This is a genomic window from Micromonospora sp. ATA51 (assembly GCF_016802855.1).
GTDB classification, from domain to species: domain Bacteria; phylum Actinomycetota; class Actinomycetes; order Mycobacteriales; family Micromonosporaceae; genus Micromonospora; species Micromonospora sicca.
The window spans coordinates 1-25,509 of record NZ_JAEVHJ010000070.1; the positions used below are offsets into that span (position 1 = coordinate 1).

The following is a 25,509-nucleotide window of genomic DNA, read 5'->3' on the forward strand; positions in this document are numbered from 1 at the left end:
GTCGAGGGTCTCGTACTCGGCCAGGATCCGCGCCTTGTACGCGGCGGTGTATGTCCTTGTTCGGGGCTTTGCTGGTACCTCGGGGTCGGGTACCGGATGGTGCGATGTCACGGGGGTGGATCTCCTTGCACGCCCTCACGGGTCAGAGTTTCAGCAGGTCACCCTGCCTTCCCCAAGGATGACACAGAGGGCATGAGCGATACTGTCAGAGGCCAAACATCGGCCGGCAAGCCGCCATCCCGTCCACCCTCACCGCGGGCCGCTTCTCCTGAATCCATCTCTCCCGGGTAAGCCGTAGGCGGTCGGATACGACGGCCTCGTCGCCGCGGGCGTCAACCGAGATGCCGTCGTACTCATAGCCGAGCTTGCGAGACACGCCCTGAGAGGCACGGTTGTCCTGGAACACCTCGGTGAGCGCGGCACGTGCGTCGAGGTGGTCGAAGGCTAGCGCCAGCAGGCCGACCCGAGCCTCGGTTCCGTAGCCCTGGCCCTGGTGTTCTATTCCCAGCCACGCGGATGTCGTGACCTCCCGAACAACCGGGAAGTCGCGCCCTCGCAATGTGACCACGCCAAGCGGCTCTCCGTGACGGAAGACCCCAAGCCCCAGCCGCCACGCTGCCACGCTCCAGCCTCCAAGCTGGCCCCAGTGTCCCTGCAGCACGAACCGCGCCCGATCCTCAGGGCTGCCGTCGGTCCAAGGCGTCAGGAACGGGTGCTCGTTCGCGCGGTGCACGCCCCTGCCTGCGAGGTGAGCAAGCTCCGCCAGTTCCTCCTCACCGGGCAGGCGAAGCTCCAGTCGTGGCGTGAAGATGGTGAGGCCGTACTGGGGCCACAGATCAGACAGCACGGGCCTGATCCTGACGATCAACCCCCGCCGCCGCTACTGGTTTGCTCAGACAGCGCTGTCATCGGTATGAACGTGCACCCAGAGCCGATCACCGCAACAGCCAGCCCGTCCCATGCCCGCGGCCAGGTACGCATTGAATGCGAGGAAGCGGACCTCCCCAACGGCCTCACCGGACGCCCTGGCTCGCAACGCCTCATCGGTTTGTACGTCTGCGCCGACCTGGCCATCGCACGGGTCGACGCGGCCCCGTAAACCGGGGCAGCCATCGGGGCAGGCGATTCCGTGGGGCGAACATCGCCAGATCGCCAGCGGCGTCCCGCGCATATCCGCGTACTTCGTACCCCTGCAGCACCGGGCGGTCGCGCAGGGCCAGGCGCAGGCGAGCGACGGACTCGGCGTCGATCAGGCCGTGCAAGCGGGCGATCAGGTTGTCAGGAGCTCGTGAGGATGACGAGTTGCTGGGTCGCTCGGGTCATCGCGACATAGCGGTCGACCGCTCCTTCGATGCCGTTGCCGAATGCCTCCGGGTCGATGAGGACGACCAGGTCGAACTCCAGCCCCTTCGACAGCTCCGGGGTCAGCGACCGGACGCGGGACGTCGCCCGGAACGTGGGATCGCCGATGACGCAGGCGATCCCGTCGGCGTGCGCGGCGAGCCAGGTGTCGAGGATCGAGCTCAGATCAGAAGCAGATCCGTGTACGACGGGGACGTCGCCGCTGCGGATGGAGGTCGGCACGTTGGCGTCGGGGAGCACGGCCCGGATGACCGGCTCGGCTTCCGCCATGACCTCTTTCGGCGTCCGGTAGTTGATGCTCAGAGAGGCCAGGTTGATCCGGTCGAGCCCGATCCGCTCGAGCCGTTCCTGCCACGACTCCGTGAACCCGTGCCGGGCCTGGGCGCGGTCCCCGACGATGGTGAAGCTCCGGGACGGGCAGCGGAGCAACAACATCTGCCACTCCGCGTCGGTCAGTTCCTGAGCCTCGTCCACGACGATGTGCGCGAACGGGCCGGCGAGCCGGTCCCGGTCGGTGCTGGGCAGTGCGGTCTCGTCGACCAGGGCGTCCCGCAGGTCCTGTTGGCGCAGCATCGTCAGCAAACCTTCCCCGTCGTCATAGGCGTCGGCCTCGATCAGGTCGTCGACGACCGTAGCCATGCGCGCGCGTTCGACGGCGACAATGGCTTCATGCCGACGCTTACGCCCTGACGCCTCCGGATCGCCGAGCCGCTGCCGTGCCGCGTCGAGGAGCGGCAGGTCGGACACCGTCCAGGCCTGGGCGTTGCCGCGCTGGAGCTGCCGAATTTCATCGGGGCTGAGCCAGGGAGCGCACTTGCGCAGGTAGGCGGGCACCGACCACAGGTCTCCGACGAGGTCGGTCGCTTGGAGCAGCGGCCAGGCGCGGTTGAAGGTCGTGCGCAGTTCCCTGTTCTGCAGCAGCGACCTGCGGACCAGGTCATCCGGCTCATCGCCGTCGTACTTCTCCATCAGGATCGTGAGCAGCTCTTCCCAGATCTCGTCACGCGCCTCGTTGTGCGGAGTACCGGGCCCCGCCGCCTCGAACGCCTCGACCCAATCGTCGGCGCTCAGCCAGATGTCGGACTCGCCGGTCGTGACCGTCATCGGTTTGGCCGGCGGCTCCTCGTAGAACCTGACGGCCGCCACGATCGCCTTCACCAGGTCCGCGGACGACTTCAGGAGCGCCACGTCCGGGTCGATCTCGATGGTTGCCGCGGCACCCTCGGGCACGAGGTCCCGCAAGGTGCAGGTCTGCACGTCCTCCTCGCCGAGGCTGGGGAGGACGTCGGCGACGTAGGCCAGGTAGGGCTGGTGCGGACCGACGAACAGCACGCCGCCCCGGCGGTGACCGAGGCGAGGGTCGGCGTAGAGGAGGTAGGCGGTGCGGTGCAGAGCGACGACGGTCTTCCCCGTACCCGGACCGCCGTCGACGACGAGAGCGCCGCGTGATTCCGCCCGGATGATGGCGTCCTGGTCGGCCTGGATCGTGCTGAGCACGTCCCGCATCCGGGCCGACCGGCTGCCGCCCAGGCTGGCGATGAAGGCGGACTGGTCGTCGAGCGCGGCGTGCCCTTCAAACCCGTCCGCGGTGAACACCTCGTCCCAGTAGTCGGTGATCCGGCCGCGGGTCCAGCGATACCTGCGGCGGCTCGCCAGACCCATCGGGTTGGCGTGGGTCGCTCCGAAGAACGGCTCAGCCGCGGGGGAGCGCCAGTCGAGCAACAGCCGACGACCCGCGCTGTCCGTGAGGCCCCGTCGTCCGACGTACACGGGCTCGGGGTTGTCCGCGCTGACCATGCGTCCGATGCACAGGTCCAAACCGAAGCGACGCAGTGCGCGCAGGCGAGCGGTCAGCCGGCGGATCTCCATGTCCCGGTCCACCGCCTGCCGGCCTTTGCCGCCGGGCGCCTTGCGCGCGGCATCGAGGCGGTCGGACAGGTCGGCGAACAACTGCTCGAGGCTCTCCGCGAGGGCCGCGAAGTGCCGCTCGTCGCGGGCGATCAGCGTCGGGTCGGCCTTGGGGGAAAGGGGGTCGGGAAGGTCAAACACGCTGCTGGTCAGGGGGTTCACGTCATCAGCTCCGATCTGAGGTCGCTTGCAGTGGGAGACGAGTGCGCGGCGCCCCTGCGCACGGATCGCCTCGATGGCACCCGGGCGACGTCAGTCGGGGCGCGCTGGGCATGCTGCCGAAGTCCACGTACACCGGTGGTGTGCCGGCGTCCAGGAACCCCACCAACTCGGCCGGGAGTGGGCGTTCGTCCGGCAGGATCCGCGCCGGTCTGCACGACGTCGAGGTCCGTCGGCTTCTGCCCTGGGCCCAGGATCGGGTCCGCCGCCAGCCAGGGGTGGTCGGTGCGGCGTGGCCGTCATCATGTACGCCCCGCGCGGCGCCTGACCCGTGGCCGACGGGCCAGGCGCCCCGCGCGACTCAGTGCGGTGCCGCCGCCGCTTCCCGCGCGCGGCGCCCGTCGCCGGTGAGGGTGGACAGCGCCCGGCAGCGGGTGCGGCGGGTGGTGCGGCGACGGCAGCATGACCACGACCGGCACGTCGCCCAACCGGTCCAGGCGCGACAGCATCTTGCGAGCGGCCCGCGCAGGCCCGCTCCACCGCGGGTGCTACGTCGCCAGTCCCCACCCGCTCAGGCCTGGGTAGCCACGTCCCAGCGAGATTTCACACCGTACGGCTCGCTCGCGGCCCGCCCAGCCCCCACGAGACGATCTTGGTCGGGGTGATCCTGATGATCTCCCGGGACAGGTACGGCAGGGGCGGCTCGTGGTCCGTCAGCGCCACCGCCGTGCCCCGGATCTCGATGCCTTGGGGCGCCCACGGATCGACCGTCGCCAGGTCGTCCACGACGAACGCGACCGTGCTGCCCTGCTGGACGTTCCGGAACTTCTTCGACGAGCCCAGCGCGCCGCCGCCGATGACGATCGTGCCAGTGCCGGCATCGACGAAGAAGTTGGTCGGGTTGTTCTGCACCTGCCCGTCAGGCGAGACGGTGGCCAGCCGCCCGATGCGCTGCGTGGCCAGGTAGTCGAGTTCTGCTTGGGTGAAGACCACACACGTCAGCATGCAACCCCGTCCCCGCGCGACCCGACCGTCGACAACAACACACGCATTTCGCGACTCCCATTTCCGAAGGTTCTGGCCTCGGCCGGCAATTCTGCGGCACGACCCGGGTCTTGCCGCAAGGCCCCCGGTGCGGTATATGTTGAGAGTGGAAGGGAGTGGGTACCCCCTTTCCCTTGATCGTCCGCTGGACGGACAACCTCCCCGCAAAGCGGCGGCGCGCCGCGTACGGCAATGCCGTCGGCCGAGGACGATCTCCCATGGGCCTACGGATGCAGCCGCAAAGCGAGAAGTCCTTCACCCTCTTCAGCAAGTCGACGGCTGCCCTCAGCCCCTGGGTGGGACCGACACGGCCGTGACATGTTGTCGTTCGTGCCCGGTCATGTTTCTCAACGGTGGCAGCACTTCACCGACGACCAGCTTGGTCAGGCAGCGACGCTGCTGCGCCAACTGCATGACGTGCCGTCGATGACGACCACGTCGCGCGTCGGCCCAAGGCTGAGTCGCACCCGGCCGTCCGCCAGCAGGTTGCGGCCGGTAACCGAGTCGCGCGGCGTCGAGATGAGGAACGCGGTCCCGTCCCTCTCCTCAAGCCCACGCGGCAGCGCGCCCGTCATGCTCTCTCTCCAGTCACTTGTGGAGAGCCCTTCCTCCAGGGGATGGGCTCCAGCGGTCATCACTCGGTTCGCCCGGCAGCCGTCTCTTGATCGGCGGCCAGGTCGGGCAGGCAGCAGTGACCCGTCAGGGCGTGGGTGCCAGCGATACGGCCTCCCAGGCGAATCCGTCCGGGTCGGTGAAAGGCCCGGCATCGCCGCCGATCGTGAGCCGGTGCGATCCAGTGCCGTCGGGAGCGACGCCGACGTCCTTGGCAAGGGCACGACGCCTGTACAGCGCAAGCTTGACGGGACTCGACCCAGCCGCGAACTCGACGTACATGCGGCCAAAGCTCTTCGCCACGGCAAGGCCGCGCTCGACGTAGAACCGCTTGCTCGCGGCCACGTCCGCGACTCCCAGCAGGAGCACGATCTCGTCGATCTGCCGGGTGGCCGGGCCGGTGTCCTTCTTCGCCGAGGTCGCGACCTTCCAGATCGTGCCGTCCGGGGCTTGCACGACACCCCCGTAGCCCCAGAGCGACTTCGCGGCAGGCCTCAGCGCCGTGGCGCCGGCGTCCAGGGCAGCGCCGATGAGACCGTTGACGGTGGCCGGCTGGGACACCGTGAGCGCCAGCGTGAACCCACGGAAGCCGGTCGTCGGTGCCTCCGAGGCCCGCAGGCGTATCTGCGTGTCCAAACCGAAAGCGGCGGTGTAGAAGCGGTTGGCGGCCGTGGGGTCGGCCACGTCGAGGGTGACGGATTCGATGGATGCCATGGCCATCACGCTAGTTGCGGCTCGGCGACCGGAGCTTCTCGATTCCTGACCGGTCTTGTCACCTGTTTCGCCACACACGGCGGCATCCCCGCCGCAGCGCCCGTTGCGCGGCGCCGGTAGGCGCTGGGCGGCATGCCGACCAGCTCGGTGAAGCGGGTGCTGAAGGTGCCCAGCGATGAGCAGCCGACCGCGAAGCAGACCTCGGTGACGCTGAGGTCGCCACGACGCAGCAGCGCCGTCGCGCGCTCGATGCGACGCGTCATCAGGTACGCGTACGGCGACTCGCCGTAGGCCAGCCGGAACTGGCGGCTGAGGTGCCCCGCCGACATGTGCGCGCCGCGGGCGAGCGCCTCGACGTTCAGCGGCTGCGCGTACTCCCGGTCGATCCGGTCCCGGACACGGCGCAGCCGCGCGAGGTCGCTGAGGGTCTGCGCCGCGGCGAGTGCACGCCCCCACGAGGGGTGACACATGAGAGAGAGCTCCTTCCATCGATGTCCGCGAGCACCTCGGCTACCTGCCGAGCAGGCGGCGAGGTGCTCGATGACGATGACCGACTTGCCGGGGTCGACGAGCCGGTCGAGCAGGCCGAGCAGCTGCTCGACGCCGGCCGGCTGGAGACCGGTGGTCGGCTCGGCGAGGATGTCAATCGCCCTTGTGGGCGGCCGGCATGCGCGCCTCGCCCTCGGCGAAGAACGCCTCGGCCTCGGCGACCGACATCGCGAGCACCTCTGCGATGGTGCGGCCGCCGAGGGTGTGGTCGAGGACAGCGGCCTGGAAGCGCTGGCCGCCGGATTCTTCGCAGCTGGTCGCGACGCCGACCATCATGGCCGAATCGATGACCGGACGGCTCAGCGCAGCTCCTGGATGCGGATCAGGTTGCCGGCGGGGTCGCGGAAGGCGCAGTCGCGGATGCCGTACGGCTGCTCGGTCGGCTCCTGGACGACCTCGGCGTCGCCGGCCTGCAGCTTGTCGAAGGTGCCGTCGAGGTCGCGGGTGGCCAGCAGGATCCAGCCGTAGGTGCCCTTGGCCATCATCTCGGCGATGGTGCGGCGCTCGTCGTCGGTGACGCCGGGGTCGGCGGCCGGCGGCGCCAGGAGGATGGACGTGTCGGGCTGGTCGGCGGGTCCGACCGTGATCCAGCGCATCTTGCCCTGTCCGACGTCGTTGCGGACCTCGAAGCCGAGGGTGTCGCGGTAGAAGGCCAGGGAGGCGTCCGGGTCGGTGTGCGGGAGGGAGCTGGTGTGAATGGTGATGTCCATGGCAGTCACGCTAGGTGCGGCTCGGCGGCCGGCGCTTCTCGATTCCTGATCGGTCTGGTGAGGCACATCCGCCCATGCCGTGGCACGGAGCTCGGCCTGCCACTCATCGCCACCAACGGCGAAGCGCGGCTGCGGCCGTCCCGACCAGCAGTGCGGCAGCGGCTCCCGCCACGCGCCGGGCTGCCTGTTGCCGGCTGTCCCAGCCGCCGTGGATTGCTTCGAACTCCAGAGCTGGCCGGTGCAGGTTCCCGGCGGTAGCCGGCGCGGGCCGGCGCATGAAGTGCTGCCGGTCGACCTGGATGGCCATCAGCCGCTCGACCAGGCCGGGAGTCAGCCGGGACTGCATCAGCAAGGCGTGGGCCGCGGTCCCGACGGCCACCTCCCGCCGGGGCCGCCGCACAAGGTTCACGATGGTCCGCGCGACCCGCTCCGGCGGGTACACCGGCGGCATGGCCCGGACCGCCCGGCCCGTGCAGTTCGCGGCGTGCTGGAAGATCGGCGTGTCGATCGTCGCCGGCAGAACCGTGCACACGTGGATTCCGGATGCGCCTTCCACCTGCAGTTCCTGCCGCAGGCTGCCACTCAACGCCCGGACCGCGAACTTCGACATCGTGTAGGCGTGGGTGTACGGCTGCGTGACCACCCCGACAACCGATGACACATCGACCAGCACGCCATGGCCCTGTTCCCGCATCACGGGCAGTGCCGCACGGGCCCCGTGCACATAGCCCATCACGTTCACGTCGAGAACCCGCCGAAAGTCTTCCTCCGAAACGTCCTGAAATCGCCCGAAAGCGCTCACCGCAGCATTGTTGACCCATACATCGATCCGCCCGTACCGCTGCAGAGTTCGCTGGGCCAACTCCCGCACCGCCTGCGCGTCGCTGACGTCCGTGGGCACCGCAATCGCCCGCCCGCCACGCTCCACGCACTCCTGAACAACGTCGTCCAACGCAGCCTCTCCCCGCGCCGCCAGGGCCAGGGCGTTGCCGTGATCGGCGAAGGCGTGGGCGGTGGCCCGGCCGATGCCGCTGGACGCCCCGGTGACAACAACGACGAGATCCCTTGTCCGCACGGGCCGCGGATACCCCACCCCCGCCAGGTCAACCCCTGTTTCCACCGCACCGGCGCAATACCAGAAGACGGCAAGGCGCCGCTCACGGTTCAGCGGGCCGATGACAATCAACCGAGCCCGGTCGCGAAGCGGCGCATCGGTTCGGACCAGGCCTTAGGATCCAGCCATGGGAAGGTGTGGGCGCCGGCGACTTCGACGTACTCGCCGGTGGACGGTAGCGCAGCCAGCTGGCGGCCCCACCGGGAAGTGCTGATCATGTCGTCGCGTCCGCGGATCACGAGCAGGGGAACCCTGAAGCGGGTCACGGGTTCCTCGATCGTGTGGTCGAGATGTGCGCGTGCCAGGTGCAGCATGCGGCGAAGCCCTGCCCGCTTCCACTCGGGGCGGTGTGACTGGGTCAGCCCGGGTGGCTCCCGGCGTCCGTCCAGTCGCCAGCGGATGGGCAGACGGAGCGGGCTCCGAGCGACGGGGTCGACGGTGGGGCTGGCCAGGACGACACCACGCACATCGGGGTGGCCGACGGCAGCCTGCGCGGCAACCTGAGTGCCGCTGGAATGGCCGGCGAGTACCACCGGACCGAGTCGCTGGGCGGCGAGCCAGTCCGCGACGGCATCGCCGAACTCCACCACGGTGAGCTCGTGCGGCGGTTCACCGCTGCCGGCAAAGCCGGGTAGTTCGACGAGGTGCGCACGCGTCCACTCGCCGAGCGCGCCGAGGCCCGGCATGAGGTAGTCGGCCACTCCCATGCCCTGGACGAGCACCAGCTCGGGCACATCGGCTCGCGGCTCGCCGACCGCCCGGCTGCGCATCCGACCCAACGGAGCGTCGTGGTACGACGTCGTCACATTCGAGGGAAATGGTGGCGCATACGGCTCCGGCCTCTTCCGCATACCCGGGGTTACCCGACAGGCACGGACGGAACCGGGCGTACCGGATGATTTTCGGGGTAACCGCCCGCGGGAGGTGGGATGAAACTACCCCGCGAGGTGGCGGCATTCGACTCCGCTTCTGCCATGGTCATGGCAACTGCCCGCTACCTTCATCACCGCGACACGCCACCAATGGGCAGGCCTGCGGGGCGACTCTTGCGTCCCCTCGCGACCGCCGCGAACCGGCTTCCGGTCCGGCTCAGAGAGACGATCTACAGCCTGGCCAGCGGAGCCGAGGCGCAGCCGGCGGCACGAATGGCGACCCTCGACATCGAGCAAGTCGCCGCCTCGATCGTCCGACTCTACCCGCGGCGCCGGTACCCGGCGGTCATCCTCGGCTCGTCCAGCGGAGCGCTCGTGCATCTGTGCGCGGCCCTCGGTATCGCCTGGTTGCCCCAGACGCTTCTGCTCCCGCTGCGTCAACGGCAGGTGCCCCCGGATGATCCGATGCGCGCCCTACACGCCTTCGACGCCAGCGCCCAGGCGCTGTTGGCACGCAACCCCGACTTCGTCCTGCACCACCTGCATGATCCAAACCAGGATCGGTTGACGTCGCGGCGGATGGCCTACTTCCGGGTGAAACGCACCCGGCTCGGACCCGCGTACGAGCGATTCCTGACCAACACGCTCGATCCCGGCGGCGTGGTCCTGCTCGCCGAGTGCACCCGGCGATGGCCCACCACCCGCGTCGGCGAGCGACACGTCTTCCAGTTCGGTGCCGTCGGCGGACTGCAGCCGTCGCAGTATCGCGAGGGCGATCCCCGAATAGCCGCATACCTACGTCGTTACGGAGTCAAGCGGACACGGTGGGAGGCGCCGACGCCGGACAGCGAAAGCCCTGAGGCGGAATGGGGATTCGAACCGGCGCTACGGGACGACGCGACCGCATTCGCGCGCCGACACGGCTATCAGGTACGGCGGCTGATCTTCGACGACCCCGAGGACCTCAGCCCGCTCATCGCCGACCTCTATCGCTGGTGGTACCGACAACGCGGCCTGCCAACCAACCGACTGCTGGTGGAGTCGTTCATCCTCGCCGACCCCTGGTGGGCTCTCCGGACCGGTTGCGTACCCTACTGGAGCACCTTCCCCGTCCAGAGTTCGGCCGACGCACTCGAGCGCTATCTCGATCAGTCGGACACCTACGACTACTTACACCTCATGCTGTTCTGCCATGGTGTGGAATCCGTGGGACTGGCAAGCGTCGACCAGTGGCGCAGGGTGCTTCAACGTGCGCGAGTGGCGGGATCGTTCGCCGGGACAGAGCCTCGTCGCTACCCGAGCGACCTTGCGACGTTCTTCCGCTACCAGTCGGCTCTGCGGGCCATACCCGACCGGCACCCGATCCCCGAGCCACTCGAGTTGAGGGAGTTCGAAGGATTCTTTGCGCAGCGCGGCCACCGCTATCCGGCCGTGAGGATGGAAGGCTGAAGTCCCAGCTTCCATCATCGGCTCAGTTCCCGCCGGTGAACGGCCCCTCTGAGGGCCGTATCACTCTTCATCCTGTTTATCCATCCCGCCGGTAGCCTCGTAGTGCCAGCCGTCATCGGCGCGGCGAGCCCTGCGGTACTCCACGTACCAAGTGCCGTCGGGGGTCTCATGGGTGAATTCCACGAGTTCGTCAGGACTGCCGGCTATTGGCCGGTCCACCCCATCGAGTGGCCCGCCGTGCAGGTGCGCAACTGAAGCGGTCATGTCCGCCGGCTACCCACGCAATTGGGGACCATGCGGCCGAAGAGCGGGGCAGCGGATTGTCCTCGCGGACCCGCCGCTTGCGCCTCTGGCCGGTCGCGTTCGCCGACCTGCGCTCCTTGAACGGTGAGCCTGGCAAGGTACAGCGCTTCGCGGGCGGCCTTTGGTGATCCTGCTCACTCCAGCTAGATCGGGTATCGGCCGACCGGCAGCCTGGCCGGGTGACAACCACGGTGATGCCTGAGAGCCCTGGCGTCGCTGTCGCGCCCATCAGGCGCGACCCGTACATCGACAACGTCAAAGGGCTGTTGATCGTCCTGGTCGCGCTCGGCCACATGGTGGGTCAGACGCTCGGCTCCTCGCCAGGTGGCAGGACGATCTACACGTTCATCTACCTGTGCCACATGCCGGCCTTCGTCATGCTTTCGGGGATGCTCTCGGCAACCGAGCTCACCGGCCGTCGTGCGGCGTCGCTGATCCGGGATCTGCTCGCGCCGTACGTGGTGTTTCAGCTGCTTTACATGAGCTTCTACACGGTGATGGACAGGCCGATGCCCTGGACGGTCAACGAGTTCCTCTCCCCGATTTATCACCTGTGGTTCCTGCCCGCTCTGTTCATCTGGCGGATGCTCGCTCCGCTCTTCGCCCAACTTCGCGGAGCGGTCGTCATCGCGATCGTGGTGTCCCTCTCCGCCGGAGCCGCCACGGTGCTCGGCCACGCCCTGTCGTTGGACCGGGTGGCAGGAATGCTGCCCTTCTTCGTCCTCGGCGTCTGGCTCGGTCGCGGCAGGCTCGCGTACCGCCCATCTCCGCTTGTGCGGTTAACCGCGATCGCCGTGCTCATCGCTGCCGCGCCGATGGCCTATCTGGTCGCCTCGCGCCTGTCGAACCTCTGGGTGTACTGGAACCGCGCTTACCAGCGGCTCGGGGTGGAGATGACCGAGGGCGTCCTGATCCGGCTTGGACTGATGGCCGTCGGGTTGGCGATGACATGGGCGATCATGATGCTCGCTCCGCGTCGCCAGACGTTCCTCACGGGTTGGGGAGCCAACTCCATGTACCCGTATCTGCTGCACGGGTTCGTCGTCCTGGCCTTCGCCTGGTCACCCCTCGACGACCAGGTCGACAACATCCCAGCATTGCTGGTGCTCATCGCCGCGGTCGTTGCGCTGGTCTGGATCACCGCCAGCCGGCCCGTGGTGTGGGCGTTGCGTCCGCTGGTCAGCCCTCCGGTCGGCTGGCTGCTCAGGGACGTCGTCCCAGCGAAGAAACATCAGCCCACGGCGGTGACCAGCCAGAGCTGAGCTTAGCCTCGCAGGCCGCGAGGCTCGGCCGGTCGAGCGAGGGCTGTGGCGGTGCCGTGGGTTGCTGTACTTTCGCGCCGTACAGCGAGACGAGGATGGCATGAGGCCGATGAGGCTACGGAAGACACCGCTTTCCATCGGGGAAAAAGCGGTTCTGGTCCTGACCGCTTCTGCGGCGGCGCTTGTCGGCGGTCTCACCCGGTGGGTGCTGGACCTGGACGACCGGCTCGGCTACTGGCTCACCAGCCTGTTCTACGTCGTGCTTGTGGGCTTGGCTGTAATCGCCGTTGGCATCATGTTGCTGCGCGAAAGGTGACCGGAGCCGGAAGGGTCTCCGCCCCGACCCCTCGCTTGTAAGTCCTGAGCGCCGCGTCCGTTGGCGTCCGTCCCTGATCGTGACCTCGGACGGTCTTCCACCGCGGGCTTGGCCTGGTCGTCATCGTCCGGGCCGGTTGCTGTCGCTGCTGCTGTCAGAGTCGGCCGTGAGCAATCCCGCACTGCTCGGACGGCTTTCCGTCACGATCACTAAGACACCCCGGAGCTTCGCGGCCAGCAGTCCGCTCGTCATCCGGGCGGAGCCGGGCGGCGGTCGAGGTAGGCGTCCAATGCGGCGGCGCCGGCGAGCATGGCGCGGCTCCTGGCCGAGAGGCGGGCGCGCCAGTCGGCCAGCATCGACTCCAGCGGTGCGACGCCTCCGGCGGTGCGGACCTGGGCGATCAGCGGGGCGATCTGCTCCAGCAGGTAGCCACCCCGTCTGAGCTGGTGGGCCAGCAGGGCGTCGCGGACGTCCGCCTCGCTGTAGACCCGGTAGCCCGTCCGCGGGTCGCGGCGCGGCTGGACCAGGCCGGCGCGTTCCCATTTGCGCAGGGTGGCCGGTCGGATGCCGAGCCGCCGCGACAGCGGGCCGACGAACGTGTCACCGCGCTCCCGCGGTACAGGATCGAGGTCGCGAAGCGCGGCTTCGACGGCCTGGAGGGTGCGGCGGTCGTCGAGCAGCTGGGCGTGGCTCTCGTCGATGAGCCGGAGCGCGTCCTCGGTCGCGTCCCGGTTGACCGCCTGCATGATCGAGGTGGCCGTCTGGTGGCCGTGTCCTGACACGAGCGCGAGAAACGCACGGAGGGCCTGCGCGTGCAGCGGCGTGTAGGTGCGGTATCCGTGCAGGGTGCGTTCGGCGCCCGGCAGGATTCCGGCCGCCTCGTAGTTCCTGATCGCCTGGGTGGACAGGCCGTGCCCGCGCGCCAGGTCGACCGGCCTGAGCCGTCCACCGTCTTGAAGGTTTCGCCCCACTGTCCTGTCACTATCGCGGAGAAGTTTCAACCGAAGGTTCAACGATACCGTTGAGGGCATGATTGCTGGTACCAAGGACACCGCCCATGCTGTCGAGGCCGCGGCCGTCATGCGGCTGCTCCCGACCCGGCCGCGGCTGCTCGCCCTGGGCGAGCCCACCCACGGCGCGGACCTCCTGCTCGACGTACGCAACGAACTCTTCCGGCAACTCGTCGAGCAGGAGGGTTACCGGACGATCGCCATGGAGAGCGACTGCGTGATGGGCCTGGTCGTGGACGACTACGTCACGTCCGGCACGGGCAACCTCGACGAGGTCATGGAGCGCGGCTTCAGCCACGAGTGGGGCGCCTTCCCGGCCAACCGCGAGCTGGTGCGCTGGATGCGCGCGTACAACGACGGCCGGCACGCGTCCGAGCGGCTGCGCTTCGCCGGTTTCGACGGCCCGCTGGAGATCACCGGCGCCGCGAGCCCCCGGCAGGCCCTCACCGCACTCCACGCCTACCTCACCGCCTGGGCCGACGCCGACCTTCTCCCCTGCGCCGCCGATACGCTCGACCGCCTGCTCGGCGCCGACGACCAGTGGACCAACCCCGCCGCGATGATGGACCCATCCCAGTCCGTGGGGCAGACACCCGAGGCCAAGCAGCTGCGGCTGCTCGCCGACGACCTGGTGACGCTGCTCGACGCGCAGACGCCACAGCTGATCGCGGCGTCCTCACCGGACGACTGGGACCGGGCATGCCTGTACGGGCGCACCGCCACCGGCCTGCTGCGCTACCACTTCTGGATGGCCGACACGTCACCGGGTCGCATGGCGCGGCTGCTGGCCCTGCGGGACTCGATGATGGCCGCCAACCTGTTCGCCATCGCCGAGCGGGGCCCGGCGTTGGTGTCCGCGCACAACGGCCACCTCCAGCGGAACAAGAGCAGGATGCGGATGGGCGACCTGCCGCTGGAATGGTGGAGCGCCGGCGCGATCGTCAGCGCCCACCTGGGCGACGGGTACGCCTTCCTGGCTACAGCCCTCGGCACGATCCGCCACCATGGCGTGGACGCCCCACCTCCGGACACCATCGAGGGGCTGCTGTACACGCTGCCGGAGGACCGATACGTCGTCGACGCCCGCCGACTGGCCACCGTCCTCGGCGACGTGACGCCCGCTCCCCGCGTGTCCCCCTGGTTCGGCTACTCCCCGTTGGACCCGGCCCACGTGGCCAGCAATGATGGGATCGTGTTCGTCAAGGACATCCCGGCGGGATGATGTGATGGCTGGGCCGAAACGCGCGGCGGTGCCGGAGATGGGCTGCGGCACCGGTCAGGCGACGCGCTCGCGGTGAACCACGGGGCGAAGGCCGCGTCGCGGTGCGGCCTTCGCCCCCGGAGACGCGCGTCACATCGGCTTCTCCTTGTGGTGTCGGGCTTGGTCAGCCGGTCAGGGAGTGCGGGCCGAAGCGGCCCCACGCCACGAAGACGGCCAGGGCCAGGTAGGCCACATTTGCCAGGATCGGCTTGGCCTCGTGACGGTGCAGGTGCGTGATGATGGCGCCGATCATCAGCAACACCAGGCCGACGGCGGCCACCGGCACGAGAACCGGCGCGATGTCGAGCATGGCTGGCAGGACCAGGCCCATCGCGGCCAGGACCTCGAGGGCGCCGATGGCCTTGACGGTGCCGGTGTTGACGTCCTCGACCCATCCCCCGCCGGGGGCGGCGGCCAGTCTCCTCCTGGGCAGGGCCAGCTTGATGGCGCCGCCGGCCAGGAAGGCAACGGCCAACAGCCCAGCGATGATCCACAGAGCAATGTTCATGGGGCACTCCTCGCACGTCATACGGTGTCAGCAGTACGACGACGAGGGCCTCCGTACTGTGAGGCCGCGCGCCAACCTCACAATTCCGTGTGCTGTCTCGTCGAGTTGGTGAAGACAGCGACGAGGCACAGGGAGCCGGCGACACCATGACCACACAGTCCGAGCCAGAAGGCGGCCAGCTCGACCCGGGCCTGAGCGCGATCATCAGCGAGCGGCGCCGGCTGGTCAACCTCGCGTATCGGCTCCTCGGCTCCCTGGCGGAAGCCGAGGATGCCGTACAGGAAACGTACGCCCGCTGGTACGCCATGACTGCGCGGCAGCAGGACGCCATCGAGTCTCCCGCCGCCTGGCTGACGACGGTCGCCAGCCGCATCTGCCTCGACGTGCTTCGCTCGGCCCGGACCCGACGGGAGCGCTACGTGGGCGAGTGGCTCCCGGAGCCGCTGCCCGACCATACGGAGTGGATCAGCGGGCGGCCGGGCGGGGCCACGGCCGATCCGGCCGACCGGGTCACCCTCGACGAGTCGGTCAACATGGCCTTCCTCGTCGTGCTCGAGTCGATGACCCCGGCCGAGCGCGTCGCGTTCATCCTGCACGACGTCTTCCGGTACCCCTTCCCCGAAGTGGCCAGGATCGTGGGTCGAACGCCGGCGGCGTGCCGCCAGCTGGCCTCGTCGGCCCGCCGCCGCATCGCGGCGCCGCAGGTTCCCGCGACCCCCGTGGTCCAGCACGGCGCTGTCGTCATCAGGCACCTCAGGCAGGCATGGGAAGCCAAGGACGTCAACGCCCTCATCGGCCTGCTGGACCCCGACGCTACCGCAACCGCCGACGGCGGCGGCCTGGCAGCCGCCGCGCTCCATCCCGTGGAAGGCGGCGAGCAGGTCGCGCGCTACCTGGTCGACATCGCCGGCCGCGTAGCCGGCCTGACGATCCTGGAGCGTACGGTCAACGGTCAGCCAGGTCTGGTAGTTCAGCACGAGGGCGTCACCGCGGCGGTGCTGGCCTTCGACGTCGCAGGCGACCGGGTCAAGCGCATCTGGGTGGTGCGCAACCCCGAGAAGCTCCAGCTCTGGACGGCGTACTGACCGCGTCGCCGCGACCGACCCGGCGGGTGGTACCTGACCCCGCTCACAGGACGAACTGCCTCGCAGCGCAGGCCGTGGCGGAGTTCGGGCTCGATCAGCTGCGGGGACTGATCGAACTTGTCAGAACTATGCAGGCGGCGCCCCTTCGGCGTCCATGAGCGGCCTACGGCCCCACTCCGCCGCCGCGTATGCACGGTCGGGGGTGGGGCCGTCGTCCTGCCAGAAGGAACTTCCGCGGGCGGTCTTCGGTGTCCCGGGGTCGGTCGCGGGTCAAGCCGCCGGGGCCGCGGGGGTGTGTCGGATCTGCCTGCCCGCCAACGGCCTACTGAGGCCGGATGTTGTGGTTATGGGCGAACAAGTTGGCGGGGTCGTACTGACGCTTGACCGCCGCAAGCCGCTGGTAGGTCTCCGTTGGATAGATCGCCGCGACGTCCTCGTCGGTGGCGGTGGCGAGAAAGTTCGCGTAGGCGCCATTGACGTGCGGTGCGAGCCTCCGCCAAATCGCTTCCAGCACTGGACGAGTGGCCTCGACGACCGGCTCCGGGCCCGCCGTGGTGGTCACGAACATCAACTCCGCTTGGCGGTGCGTGTAGGCGGTGGCGTCGTCGGGGACTCGGGATACCGCACCGCCGACGCTGCGAACGGCGATGAACGGCGACCCCTCCGCTGCCCCGACCTCGGTAAGGATCTGCAGGACCTCGGATACCGATTCCTTCTCGACAAACGCGCTCCGGGTGAGGAACTCGATGCCCGGCGGCGGAGGCACGCCGTCCACGAGCGTGTCCGCATAAGGCCTCAGCGCGACGTCGTCGTCAATCAGCGTGCCGAGCCGGCGGATCGGGTCGATTGCGTGGGCCGCGAGCGCCGGGTCATCGCCGTCGAAGGCGACATAGATCTCCACCGGCGCTTCGGGTCCGCCGGCGAGCGGGTTGGCGAGGTTCGCGGTGGCGGTGAGCGCTTCGGGCGCGGTACGGAGGCAGTCCGCCCAACCCTGCAGCACGCTGCCCGCCTCCGACGCCGGAAAGGCAATCCTGCCGTAGAAGACGTCCGTCGTCGGATGTGCCACGAACTGGAAGGCGGTGACGATCCCGAAGTTGCCGCCGCCACCGCGAATCGCCCAGAACAGCTCCGGGTTCTCCTCCGCGCTTACGTGCACGAGCGCTCCGTTGGCAGTGACCACCTCCGCGGCGACCACGTTGTCCAGGGCCAGACCGTACTTCCTGACCTTCCAGCCGATGCCACCGGTCAATGTCAGCCCGCCGACACCGACGCTCTTGTTGTCGCCCGAGGAGATCGCCAGGCCATGCGGGGCGAGAGCGGCCGCGACCTGACCCCAAGTGGCGCCGCCGCCGATTCGCACGAGGTGACGTTCCTTGTCGATGAGCTCCACGCTTGTGAGCTTGCTGAGGTCGATCACGATGCCGCCGTCGTTGCTGCCGAAGCCCGGAAAGCTGTGGCCGCCACCTCGCACGGACAGCACAAGTCCTGCGCTGGCTGCGAACCTGACACCTACTTGCACGTCCCCGACGCTCTTGGGCCGCAGAACATAGGCCGGACTACCGGAAGCGAATACCGAGCGGCTCGCCGATTCGTACTCCGCTCCGCCCGGTTCGATGATGTCGCCGCCGAAGTCGCGGCGAAGCCTTTCAGCCGGTGAGCTCATGATGTTCCTTCCACGCTGGAGAATCTGATTCGTACGTGGGAGTGACGAGATGGCCCGGCAAAGATGTGAGCCCCGCCGACTGTGACCTGCGTCTCCCACCCGGACGCTTGTGGCCGCCATGGCGGTCAAGGAATGCGTCAAGGTAGTGGACCTGTGGCAGGTGCGACGGGATGTGGCAGCAGGTCAACGTCGAGTGCCCGCAGCGAAGCGAGGAACTGCGGCATGGGGCCGGAACTCGTCAGAACTTCAGGGTACGGAGACCGAGAAGCCGCACCCAACCACGCCGAAGGTGAGCCCCACCTCCCCGCTGGGGAGCCACCCATCGGTGGCCAGGTCGTAGGCAGCGGCCGCCCACACGTCGATGATGAGGGATATCGCGCGCGTCGCAGATGACCCGGTAGGCGGTGCCGGCAAGGTACCGCTTCAGGCAGCGGATGAATCCTGACTTGGGATAGTCCTTCATCGGTCCGCCGCCGCAGGTGGGCGCGGCGTCCTGACCAGCACCGCCCGCGTACACGGGGCCATCACAGCGGTCCGCCTGATGCGCGTAGGCGTTCCTCGAGCAGTGCGCACAGCTGTTCTAGCGTCCGCGCCGTACGCCGCAGTTCGTCCGCGCCGAGGACGTCCGCGGCGTGGCGTTCCGTGTCGGTGCGGTGGCGGCGTCCCCGTTTGACGAGTGCCTGACCTGCCGGGGTGAGGGCGACGCTGTTCTCGCGGCGGGAAGCGGAGGACGGCCAGGTACGCAGCCAACCGCGGTCTCGCGCGGTGGCGATGTGGCGGCTGACGGCCGCCTTCGTGAGCCCGAGGTGATCTGCGATGGCCTGCTGCGACATGCCCTCCGCACCAGCCAGCATGTCCAGGATCAGGAACATCGCCCGGCCCACACCTATTCGCTCGCCCAGCTGCTGGTCGGCGACACGGCGGCTGAGCAAGTCGGCCCGGTGCAGGTAGTGCAGGACCCGCTGGTACGAGCCCGGCTCGTCTGTTGACATGTTGACAGTTTACTTGTTGACGGCGAGGATCCTTCCGTGGGAACACCAGATTCCGAGCCGCAGGCGATCCTGCGGCGTTACCAGCAAGCCATGATCGACAAGTCTGCTGACGACCTGGCCGAGCTATACGCCGCCGACACGGTGCACGAGCTGCCGTTCCTGTTTCCGGGCATGCCGGACCGATTCGAGGGACGCGAACGTCTCCGCGCCGCGTACCGGGCCGCCTGGGCGGTTAGTGACGCGCAACCGCAGGAGGTGTGTGAGGTGGCCGTCCATTCCTGCGCGGACGGCGAGGTGCTGGTCGTCGAACAGGTCGTCCGCGGTGTCCTGCGGTCCACCGGTCAGCCGTTCGAGTTCCCGGGTGTGCTCGTGCTACGCGTGCGCGACGGCGAGATCGTCCACGCCCGGGACTACATGGATGGATTGGGCATAGCGCACGCCTTGGGACGCCTGCCGGTGGTGGTGAAAGCGCTGACGCAGCGGTGAACCGAGATCACGCGCCCCTCCGGAAGTGGCGAACTGCCAGATCGGGGTGAGCGTCCACGCGGTAACCGACACCGCCTCGTGTCCTCTGGATTGGCGGTTGTATCTGCCGACATCGTGGACGACCAGGCCATCGAGGAGACTGACCGCTTCCGAGGTGGCGCTCGAGTTGGGCGGCCGGAGCCGGCCCGGGTGTCGATGCTGTGCGTTCTGCACGACACCCAGGAAACCCGGATCACCGACATCCCGCACATCGCCAAGCGCTACCTCACCGCCGTACCCAACACCACCGTCACCGCCGACCAGGTCGCCACCTGCCCACCCGCAGTCGCCGACGTCATCACCGCCGCCGTTGCGGAATACGAAGCGGGTGAGACACCAGAAGCCGTGGTCGCTCGCGACGCTGACAAGCTGGAATGCCTCGTCCAAGCGGTTGAGCACCGCCATCAGGGCATCGACAACGTCCAGCGCTGGATTGACAGCTCACGAGCGGCGCTCAAGACCGCGAGCGCCCACCGCCTCGCCGACGCAGCCCTCAGCGGACAACCCCTCGCCTGGCTCACTCCCCCGCCGCCGGAGTAAGCCCTAGGCACTTGTCGTTGACCTCCCGCCGAGGCTCATGGCTCCAATCCGCAACGAGCAGGCCGCGCTAAGTGCCTGTACCTCGTGACCCGGTCCCTTGACACGACCGCGCCGGCAGAACCCGATGGACGATGCGCTGGAAACCCGCTTCGAACGCCTTCGCCATCACCTTCATCGACCGCTTCCCGGCCCGCTGAGACCTACTAACAAGATCGCCGGAAACACCGTTCGCGAGACAGCCCCGGACGCGACCGTAGGTAGCGCGGCTCGGACGATGGCGGTGGGGATCGCGGCGGGTTAGCTGATGGGGTTCATGGGCGGTTGCTGGTCAGGATGGCTGAGGGCGGTGGCTCGTGTAAGCCGCCGCCGTAGCTCGGCGGCGTGGTGGGAGTCGATCATCATGACGGCGGCGGTGGCGGCCGCCAGGATGGTCAGCGCCCACAGCGGCGGCAGTGGGCTGGTCACCGGCGCGAGGATCGCCACCAGCAGGATTCCGGTGGCCCGGACCCAGCGGATCTGGTGCCGGGTGCGCCACCAGAATGCCTGGTTGGCGAGGAGATAGACGAGCACTCCGGCGAAGAGGATGGCGTGCCCCAGCGGGGTACGCGCCGGTCCTGACGGGTCGCTGACCACGTCGAGGGTCTTCCGTATGCCGAAGGAAAGCAGCATCAGCCCGACGATCATGGGCAGGTGCAGGTAGGCGTATGCGTCGCGCGCCAGCGCGGCCCGCTGGTTGCCGGTCCGGTCTTGCATGACGCGCTCTCCGACGATGGCGTCCGTGTCGAAGTACGCCCACCACAGCGTGGCCAGCAGGACCATGCTGGTGGCGCTGGCGACGATCACCGACCAGGAAATCGCGCGGCCAAAGACGGCCACCCCCGCCGAAATGATCGACTCGCCCAGTGCGATGAGAATGATCAGGGCGTACCGGTCGGTCCAGTGTTTGGCCGAACTCACCTGCCAGAACCGCTGGACGACGAAGTAGCCCCCGGCGAGGTCGACGACGATGGCCGCCAGCCAGAGGCTCGCCGCGAGCGGGCTCAGCTCCTCCGGGGCATGCGGCCGCGAGGAAGCCAGCGCGGCGAACAACAACAGGACGAGCGCGGCCGCCGTCGGAACGCCCGCCCGCAGCATCCGGGCGTGTTGTGCCCGGTCCGGGCGGACGACCAGCCGGAGCGCGATCAGGTGCAGCACGCGCAGCGCGATGTAGCAGACCACGACGATCATCGGACCGGGCAGGCCGTCGGGTACAACGTCGAACGCCTGTGGGATAGCGATGCCGATCGTTAGGGTCAGCGCCACGATCAGCAGGACACTCAACCGGACGGGGATGGACTCGCTTCGAAGGACGTTCCCTACCTGGGTGTAGAGGGACCAGGCGACCCACAGCAGGCTGAGCACGGCCAGGGCCTGGGCGACCCCGACCCCGGTGGGGTGCCGGGTCATCAACACGGTGACCTGGATGAACGTGTAGACGACCACCAGATCGAGGAAGAGTTCCTTTGGTGTGACCCCGGTGGTGGCGGCATGGATCGCCGCCTCCGCCGCCTGCCTGTGCAGCAAGTGATGCCGCCGGCGGAAGACGGTGAGGTCGGCCAGGACCATACTGGTGAGAACGGCGGCGAGCAGCCCCACCGCGCCCACTGGCGGCAGGCGGACCGCGACCGGAGCCAAGGTGGTCACCAGGACGATCCCCAGCAACGGGCTACGACCCAGCAGGCGGATGGTGCGGTGCTCGAGGGCCACCAGCCCGAGCAGGTAGACCAGGACACCTCCGTAGAGGACGAGTGTGCTCAGCTGGTCCCACCGGTACGCGGTGGCGGGTTCGACCGAACTCAAGGCGCGTTTGAGCCCCAGCGCGATGAGGACGAGACCGATGATCATGACGACGTGCAGGACGCTATATGCGTCCCGGCCGAGTCGTGACCTGGTGGCTGCCGGCCACCGCTGCAGCGCCTGCTCGGCGGCGAATCCGGCGATGTCGAAGTAGCGCCACCAGAGTACTGCCACGACGACGAGGCTCAGGGCGGAGCCCCCGATCACCGACCAGGTGATCGGTGGGTCACCGATGAGGCCACGGGCAGTGCCGATCGAGATGATCGTCTCGCCCAACGCTATGAGCACGACCAGCCGGTGCCGCTCGGCCCAGTGCGGGACGGACACGATCCGCCAGTTGTCCGCGCCGAGCGCCCGCACGCCGATGAAATCGACGACGGTGGCGGCGAAGAACAGGGCCAGTTGGACGGACCCACCGTCGACGCCCGCGGGCAGGTGGCGAGGGAGTAGCGCACCGCACAGCAGCAGGACCGCGGCGCCGGAGAACGGCAACCATGCGCGTAGAAGGGGTCCTCGGGTCCCACCCGAAACGGTGTACGTCAACATCAGTAGCGCGCCGAGCTGGGCCAGCAGGAAGGCGACGACGAAGATCAACGGCCCGAACAAGCCACCTGGCCGATCGGTGAAGGTCACCGGCGCGGCGATCCCGGTCACCAGGATGGTCGCGGCCACCCCGAAGATGAGCGGCCGCATGATTCCCTTGTCCAACCTGACGAGGTTGCCGAGCACGGTGTACGAGCTCCAGGCCCGCCACAGCAACAGGACCACCAGAACGCCCTGGAACAGGCCCTCGATCCGGAAGTTCTCCGTCACGAGGTCCGTCACGCTCAGGAACGCGTACACGAACACCAGGTCGAGGAACAGCTCCAACCGGGTCACCCCGGGGCCCCCGGGGGACAGTTGAATGCCCCCGAGGAATCGCGCAGGGCGCTCACCGGAATGCCGCGCCAACCGGCTCCTGGTCACCTCCCCACTCTGCCAAGCGGTGGGCGGACGGAGGCCGAATTCAGCCAGCCCGCACGCAGCTCGCTGGGGATCACCGTCCGTCATACAGACCTTCACATATGCGACCGCCGACCGTGGCCGCCTTCCCCAGGCCGTTCGTCATGTCGGTCGAGGGTGAGCACAAGTGGCCGGCGCATGCCAGGCGGCAGATGCTGCCAGGTCGGCCGCGATCGACCGGGCTCGGCCCGGCAGCCCCCGCCACGCAACCCTGCCAGCAGCGTCCCCTGCAGGCGCCACCACACGCCCTGCTCCTGTCAGTGGGCCACCGGTTCGTAGCACGAACAAGATTCCTGCCAGGGCTGCCCCGTCATCACGCGCGGGTCGTCGGGGACAGCGGGACCGGCGAGCAATGCCTGCACGAGCGTTCCCACGGCGAATCGTTCCTCGACCTGGCTACCCACCGGTTCGGGTCGCGTGGACTGTACCTGCTCGACGAGCCGGAGGCGGCGCTGTCGGTGCACGGCTGCCTGGCGATGCTCACCCGGATCCGCGACCTCGCTGAGACCGGTTCGCAGTTCGTCGTGGCCACCCATTCACCGATCCTGCTGGCCGTACCGCACGCGCGGATCCTGCAGATCGACGTCACCGGCACCATCAGCGAGGTCAGCTACGACGAGGCGCAGCCGGTGGTGTTGACCCGCTCGTTCCTGGCCGACCCGCAGCGGTACCTGCACTACCTGTTAGGCGACGACCGTTGACCCGCACCGCCGGACCCGAACATGCAGGCGCCGCCCGGCCCGCGGCAGGTCCCGAAAGGGTGGGCATAGAGCCGGCCGGCTCCCTCGAACGTCCCGCGTTCGAGGTGCGCGGCCTCCCGCGCCTTCTGCGGGTGGAGCCCGGCGAGCGACGGAGAGCCTCCGAGTGGTTGCCCTCCGGTGCAGGCGAGCTATTCGGCGTCGTCGCTGTCGGTCACCCGAGGTGGCCGTGCTCGGCGATCCACTCCTCAACGTCGGCGCGCAGCCAAACCGTGATTCCATGCAGGCGTTGGAACGGCTCCGGGAAGAGGCTGGTCAAGCGGCTTGGCTTGCAGCCGGTATCGCTGCTGCACTGCTTCATCGATGTTGACGGCGAGCCGCTGGTCGACCGGTTGGTCGGGCTGTGCCGTGAGGCACAGCGGGTACGGCGCGACATCTGGTTCCACGGCGTCGCTCCCCAGCCGGTATCGCGGGCGGGACGACCGACCCACGTCCGCGACGGAGCAGCAACCGCCGCCATGCGGCGTTGACGGCATCCCTGGTGACGCCCGCCAGAACACGCACGAATTTGGGCAAGTCGGGCATCAGCAGGGCTGCTGATCGACCGCGCGACTCGTGGCATGACAGCACCGCGAGGCGTGCGACAAGTACCAGCGGGCAGCCTGACACCGATCAACGAAGCCGCAGATCATGCCCCGCACGTCGCGCTCTGGCACGGCACTCGGTCAATGGCCCTTGACGGTGCCATAAGTTAAATGTGTAAATAATTCGACACTTGAATGAAGTCCCGAATCCTCGCGCCGCGCGCGGAACGTTCCCGGATCGGGGCGCAGCCATGCAACGAAGGGATCACGAGGTGTCACGAAGAGGGCTAGGCGTCGGGCTGGTCACTGCACTGTCCCTACTCGTGCTTTGTCCGGCCGAAACGTCCGCCGCAGCAAGCGCGCCGGCGGGGGTTTCCGTGTTTCTCACCGACCTCGGCACCAAGACCTACCTGTCGCGCCAATCCACCGTGTCGTGGCATGGCGGGCAGGCCCCGCAGGGACCGACAATCACCGTCGACAGCCAGCGGCGGTATCAGGAGATCACCGGCTTCGGGGCGTCGTTCACCGACTCCTCCGCCTGGCTCGTCGGCACCCGCCTCGACAGCGCGCAGCGCGACGCGGTGATGCGCGACCTATTCAGCCGCCAGGGCATCGGCTTGAGCTTCCTGCGCCAGCCGATGGGCTCCAGTGACTTCGCGGTGAACGGGAACTACTCGTACGACGACATGCCGGCCGGCCAGACCGATCCGACACTCGCCCATTTCTCCATCGACCACGACCGGGCATACATCATCCCGGTGCTCAAGCAAGCCCGTCAGCTCAACCCGGAGCTGACCGTGATGGCGTCGCCGTGGAGCCCGCCAGGCTGGATGAAGACCAGCGACTCGATGATCGGCGGGACGCTCAAGCCGGACGCCTACCAGCCGCTGGCCGACTACTTCACGAAGTTCCTCGAAGGCTACGCGGAGGCAGGGGTTCCCGTCCGCTACATCACCCCGCAGAACGAGCCGCTCTACGTACCCTCCGGATATCCGGGTATGTCGCTCAGCGCCGAGCAGCAGAACAACCTGATCAAGAACTACCTCGGCCCGGCACTACGCGACCGCGAACTGCAGACCGGGATCCTTGGTTACGACCACAACTGGGATGTCGTCAGCTATCCGGAAACCATGTACGCCGACCCGGCCGCGACTGGGTTCGTCGCCGGCACGGCGTGGCACTGCTACGGCGGTGACGTGCGGGCCCAGGCTGTGTCGCACAACAACTACCCCAACAAGCCGGCGTGGCACACGGAGTGTTCGGGCGGCACGTGGGAGGGCAACGAGCAGGCCGCTTTCGCCGCGGCGCTGGGCCTGGTCATCAACAGCACCCGTGACTGGGCAAAGGGTGTCATCCGCTGGAACATCGCCCTGGATCAGAACAACGGACCGACCAACGGCGGCTGCCCGACCTGCCGCGGCGTCGTGACGG

The 25,509-nt window shown here is 68.5% G+C and carries 22 protein-coding genes and 4 pseudogenes; 10 read left to right on the top strand and 16 right to left on the bottom strand.

Going from position 1 to position 25,509, the window contains the following annotated elements:
- Positions 1-205: 205 nt before the first annotated feature.
- From JNW87_RS13780 to JNW87_RS13825, 10 genes and pseudogenes are all read right to left on the bottom strand, one after another.
- On the bottom strand, positions 206-847 hold the full coding sequence (locus JNW87_RS13780) for a GNAT family N-acetyltransferase (RefSeq protein ID WP_109805747.1): 642 nt from the start codon (positions 845-847) through the stop codon (positions 206-208).
- Positions 848-1,278: 431 nt separating this feature from the next.
- Positions 1,279-3,423 (bottom strand): RNA polymerase recycling motor ATPase HelR, encoded by a 2,145-nt coding sequence (gene helR, locus JNW87_RS13785; protein ID WP_238453813.1) that lies wholly within the window; start codon positions 3,421-3,423, stop codon positions 1,279-1,281.
- A 609-nt stretch (positions 3,424-4,032) separates the two neighbouring features.
- Positions 4,033-4,422 carry a PPOX class F420-dependent oxidoreductase gene (locus JNW87_RS13790; protein WP_238453808.1) on the bottom strand — a complete coding sequence of 130 codons (390 nt, stop codon included), beginning with the start codon at positions 4,420-4,422 and terminating at the stop codon, positions 4,033-4,035.
- A gap of 434 nt (positions 4,423-4,856) precedes the next feature.
- Positions 4,857-5,048, bottom strand: coding sequence for a hypothetical protein (locus tag JNW87_RS13795; protein WP_201750026.1), 192 nt, complete (start codon positions 5,046-5,048; stop codon positions 4,857-4,859).
- Positions 5,049-5,172: 124 nt separating this feature from the next.
- Complete coding sequence (locus JNW87_RS13800; protein WP_109805790.1) at positions 5,173-5,799, bottom strand: glyoxalase; 627 nt, start codon at positions 5,797-5,799, stop codon at positions 5,173-5,175.
- A gap of 5 nt (positions 5,800-5,804) precedes the next feature.
- Positions 5,805-6,269: a helix-turn-helix transcriptional regulator gene (locus tag JNW87_RS13805; protein WP_109805791.1), complete on the bottom strand. Its 465-nt coding sequence runs from the start codon at positions 6,267-6,269 to the stop codon at positions 5,805-5,807.
- 45 nt (positions 6,270-6,314) lie between these two features.
- A pseudogene (locus JNW87_RS13810) lies at positions 6,315-6,633 on the bottom strand (excinuclease ABC subunit UvrA); the annotation flags it as partial.
- Between the two features lie 14 nt (positions 6,634-6,647).
- Complete coding sequence (locus tag JNW87_RS13815; RefSeq protein WP_109805750.1) at positions 6,648-7,058, bottom strand: VOC family protein; 411 nt, start codon at positions 7,056-7,058, stop codon at positions 6,648-6,650.
- A gap of 103 nt (positions 7,059-7,161) precedes the next feature.
- Positions 7,162-8,244, bottom strand: a complete 1,083-nt coding sequence (locus tag JNW87_RS13820; RefSeq protein WP_201750027.1) for an SDR family oxidoreductase — start codon at positions 8,242-8,244, stop codon at positions 7,162-7,164.
- Entirely contained in the window at positions 8,241-8,942 is a 702-nt protein-coding gene (locus JNW87_RS13825; protein WP_238453809.1) for an alpha/beta fold hydrolase, read from the bottom strand. The genes JNW87_RS13820 and JNW87_RS13825 overlap by 4 nt, the downstream gene beginning before the upstream one ends.
- Before the next feature lie 159 nt (positions 8,943-9,101).
- Between JNW87_RS13825 and JNW87_RS13830 the strand changes: the two genes are divergently transcribed.
- On the top strand, positions 9,102-10,493 hold the full coding sequence (locus JNW87_RS13830) for a hypothetical protein (RefSeq protein WP_109805753.1): 1,392 nt from the start codon (positions 9,102-9,104) through the stop codon (positions 10,491-10,493).
- A 60-nt stretch (positions 10,494-10,553) separates the two neighbouring features.
- Here JNW87_RS13830 and JNW87_RS13835 read toward each other — a convergent pair whose 3' ends face one another.
- Positions 10,554-10,757 carry a hypothetical protein gene (locus tag JNW87_RS13835; protein WP_146231307.1) on the bottom strand — a complete coding sequence of 68 codons (204 nt, stop codon included), beginning with the start codon at positions 10,755-10,757 and terminating at the stop codon, positions 10,554-10,556.
- Positions 10,758-10,975: 218 nt separating this feature from the next.
- On the opposite strand from JNW87_RS13835, the gene JNW87_RS13840 reads away from it, so the two are divergent.
- Together JNW87_RS13840 and JNW87_RS13845 are read left to right on the top strand one after the other, a co-directional pair.
- Entirely contained in the window at positions 10,976-12,058 is a 1,083-nt protein-coding gene (locus JNW87_RS13840) for an acyltransferase family protein (RefSeq protein ID WP_109805754.1), read from the top strand.
- Between the two features lie 109 nt (positions 12,059-12,167).
- A complete protein-coding gene (locus tag JNW87_RS13845; protein ID WP_146231308.1) occupies positions 12,168-12,374 on the top strand; it encodes a hypothetical protein in 207 nt (68 codons plus the stop codon).
- Positions 12,375-12,622: 248 nt separating this feature from the next.
- On the opposite strand, the gene JNW87_RS13850 is transcribed toward JNW87_RS13845, so the two are convergent.
- A complete protein-coding gene (locus tag JNW87_RS13850) occupies positions 12,623-13,345 on the bottom strand; it encodes a TioE family transcriptional regulator (RefSeq protein WP_109805756.1) in 723 nt (240 codons plus the stop codon).
- A 58-nt stretch (positions 13,346-13,403) separates the two neighbouring features.
- On the opposite strand from JNW87_RS13850, the gene JNW87_RS13855 reads away from it, so the two are divergent.
- Entirely contained in the window at positions 13,404-14,606 is a 1,203-nt protein-coding gene (locus JNW87_RS13855; RefSeq protein WP_109805757.1) for an erythromycin esterase family protein, read from the top strand.
- Positions 14,607-14,769: 163 nt separating this feature from the next.
- Here JNW87_RS13855 and JNW87_RS13860 read toward each other — a convergent pair whose 3' ends face one another.
- On the bottom strand, positions 14,770-15,153 hold the full coding sequence (locus JNW87_RS13860) for a DoxX family protein (RefSeq protein ID WP_109805758.1): 384 nt from the start codon (positions 15,151-15,153) through the stop codon (positions 14,770-14,772).
- Between the two features lie 89 nt (positions 15,154-15,242).
- Here JNW87_RS13860 and sigJ point away from each other — a divergent pair, with 89 nt between their 5' ends.
- On the top strand, positions 15,243-16,238 hold the full coding sequence (sigJ, locus tag JNW87_RS13865; RefSeq protein WP_236648645.1) for an RNA polymerase sigma factor SigJ: 996 nt from the start codon (positions 15,243-15,245) through the stop codon (positions 16,236-16,238).
- Positions 16,239-16,560: 322 nt separating this feature from the next.
- Here the strand turns inward: sigJ and JNW87_RS13870 are convergent, their stop codons facing one another.
- Together JNW87_RS13870 and JNW87_RS13875 are read right to left on the bottom strand one after the other, a co-directional pair.
- The gene (locus JNW87_RS13870; RefSeq protein ID WP_238453810.1) at positions 16,561-17,901 is read right to left on the bottom strand and encodes an FAD-binding oxidoreductase; all 1,341 of its coding nucleotides are present in this window, start codon (positions 17,899-17,901) and stop codon (positions 16,561-16,563) included.
- Positions 17,902-18,425: 524 nt separating this feature from the next.
- Positions 18,426-18,893, bottom strand: coding sequence for a MarR family winged helix-turn-helix transcriptional regulator (locus JNW87_RS13875; protein ID WP_109805761.1), 468 nt, complete (start codon positions 18,891-18,893; stop codon positions 18,426-18,428).
- 36 nt (positions 18,894-18,929) lie between these two features.
- On the opposite strand from JNW87_RS13875, the gene JNW87_RS13880 reads away from it, so the two are divergent.
- From JNW87_RS13880 to JNW87_RS13890, 3 genes and pseudogenes are all read left to right on the top strand, one after another.
- Positions 18,930-19,379 carry a nuclear transport factor 2 family protein gene (locus JNW87_RS13880; RefSeq protein WP_201750029.1) on the top strand — a complete coding sequence of 150 codons (450 nt, stop codon included), beginning with the start codon at positions 18,930-18,932 and terminating at the stop codon, positions 19,377-19,379.
- Between the two features lie 28 nt (positions 19,380-19,407).
- A pseudogene (locus JNW87_RS13885) lies at positions 19,408-19,489 on the top strand (transposase); the annotation flags it as partial.
- Between the two features lie 67 nt (positions 19,490-19,556).
- Positions 19,557-19,958: pseudogene (locus JNW87_RS13890) on the top strand (HD domain-containing protein); the annotation flags it as partial.
- Between the two features lie 297 nt (positions 19,959-20,255).
- On the opposite strand, the gene JNW87_RS13895 reads toward JNW87_RS13890, so the two are convergent.
- The gene (locus tag JNW87_RS13895) at positions 20,256-22,664 is read right to left on the bottom strand and encodes a low temperature requirement protein A (protein WP_238453811.1); all 2,409 of its coding nucleotides are present in this window, start codon (positions 22,662-22,664) and stop codon (positions 20,256-20,258) included.
- 392 nt (positions 22,665-23,056) lie between these two features.
- Between JNW87_RS13895 and JNW87_RS13900 the strand changes: the two genes are divergently transcribed.
- Both JNW87_RS13900 and JNW87_RS13905 read left to right on the top strand, forming a co-directional pair.
- Positions 23,057-23,497, top strand: a complete 441-nt coding sequence (locus tag JNW87_RS13900) for a hypothetical protein (protein WP_238453812.1) — start codon at positions 23,057-23,059, stop codon at positions 23,495-23,497.
- 853 nt (positions 23,498-24,350) lie between these two features.
- Positions 24,351-25,509 (top strand): annotated as a pseudogene (locus tag JNW87_RS13905) (glycoside hydrolase); the annotation flags it as partial.

Bases quoted from the DNA above. Each gene is read 5' to 3' on its own strand.
- JNW87_RS13795 (WP_201750026.1), bottom strand. From the start codon at position 5,048: ATGACGGGCGCGCTGCCGCGTGGGCTTGAGGAGAGGGACGGGACCGCG.
- JNW87_RS13800 (WP_109805790.1), bottom strand. From the start codon at position 5,799: ATGGCATCCATCGAATCCGTCACCCTCGACGTGGCCGACCCCACGGCC.
- JNW87_RS13805 (WP_109805791.1), bottom strand. From the start codon at position 6,269: ATGTGTCACCCCTCGTGGGGGCGTGCACTCGCCGCGGCGCAGACCCTC.
- JNW87_RS13815 (WP_109805750.1), bottom strand. From the start codon at position 7,058: ATGGACATCACCATTCACACCAGCTCCCTCCCGCACACCGACCCGGAC.
- JNW87_RS13825 (WP_238453809.1), bottom strand. From the start codon at position 8,942: ATGCGCAGCCGGGCGGTCGGCGAGCCGCGAGCCGATGTGCCCGAGCTG.
- JNW87_RS13830 (WP_109805753.1), top strand. From the start codon at position 9,102: ATGAAACTACCCCGCGAGGTGGCGGCATTCGACTCCGCTTCTGCCATG.
- JNW87_RS13835 (WP_146231307.1), bottom strand. From the start codon at position 10,757: ATGACCGCTTCAGTTGCGCACCTGCACGGCGGGCCACTCGATGGGGTG.
- JNW87_RS13845 (WP_146231308.1), top strand. From the start codon at position 12,168: ATGAGGCTACGGAAGACACCGCTTTCCATCGGGGAAAAAGCGGTTCTG.
- JNW87_RS13855 (WP_109805757.1), top strand. From the start codon at position 13,404: ATGATTGCTGGTACCAAGGACACCGCCCATGCTGTCGAGGCCGCGGCC.
- JNW87_RS13860 (WP_109805758.1), bottom strand. From the start codon at position 15,153: ATGAACATTGCTCTGTGGATCATCGCTGGGCTGTTGGCCGTTGCCTTC.
- JNW87_RS13870 (WP_238453810.1), bottom strand. From the start codon at position 17,901: ATGAGCTCACCGGCTGAAAGGCTTCGCCGCGACTTCGGCGGCGACATC.
- JNW87_RS13875 (WP_109805761.1), bottom strand. From the start codon at position 18,893: ATGTCAACAGACGAGCCGGGCTCGTACCAGCGGGTCCTGCACTACCTG.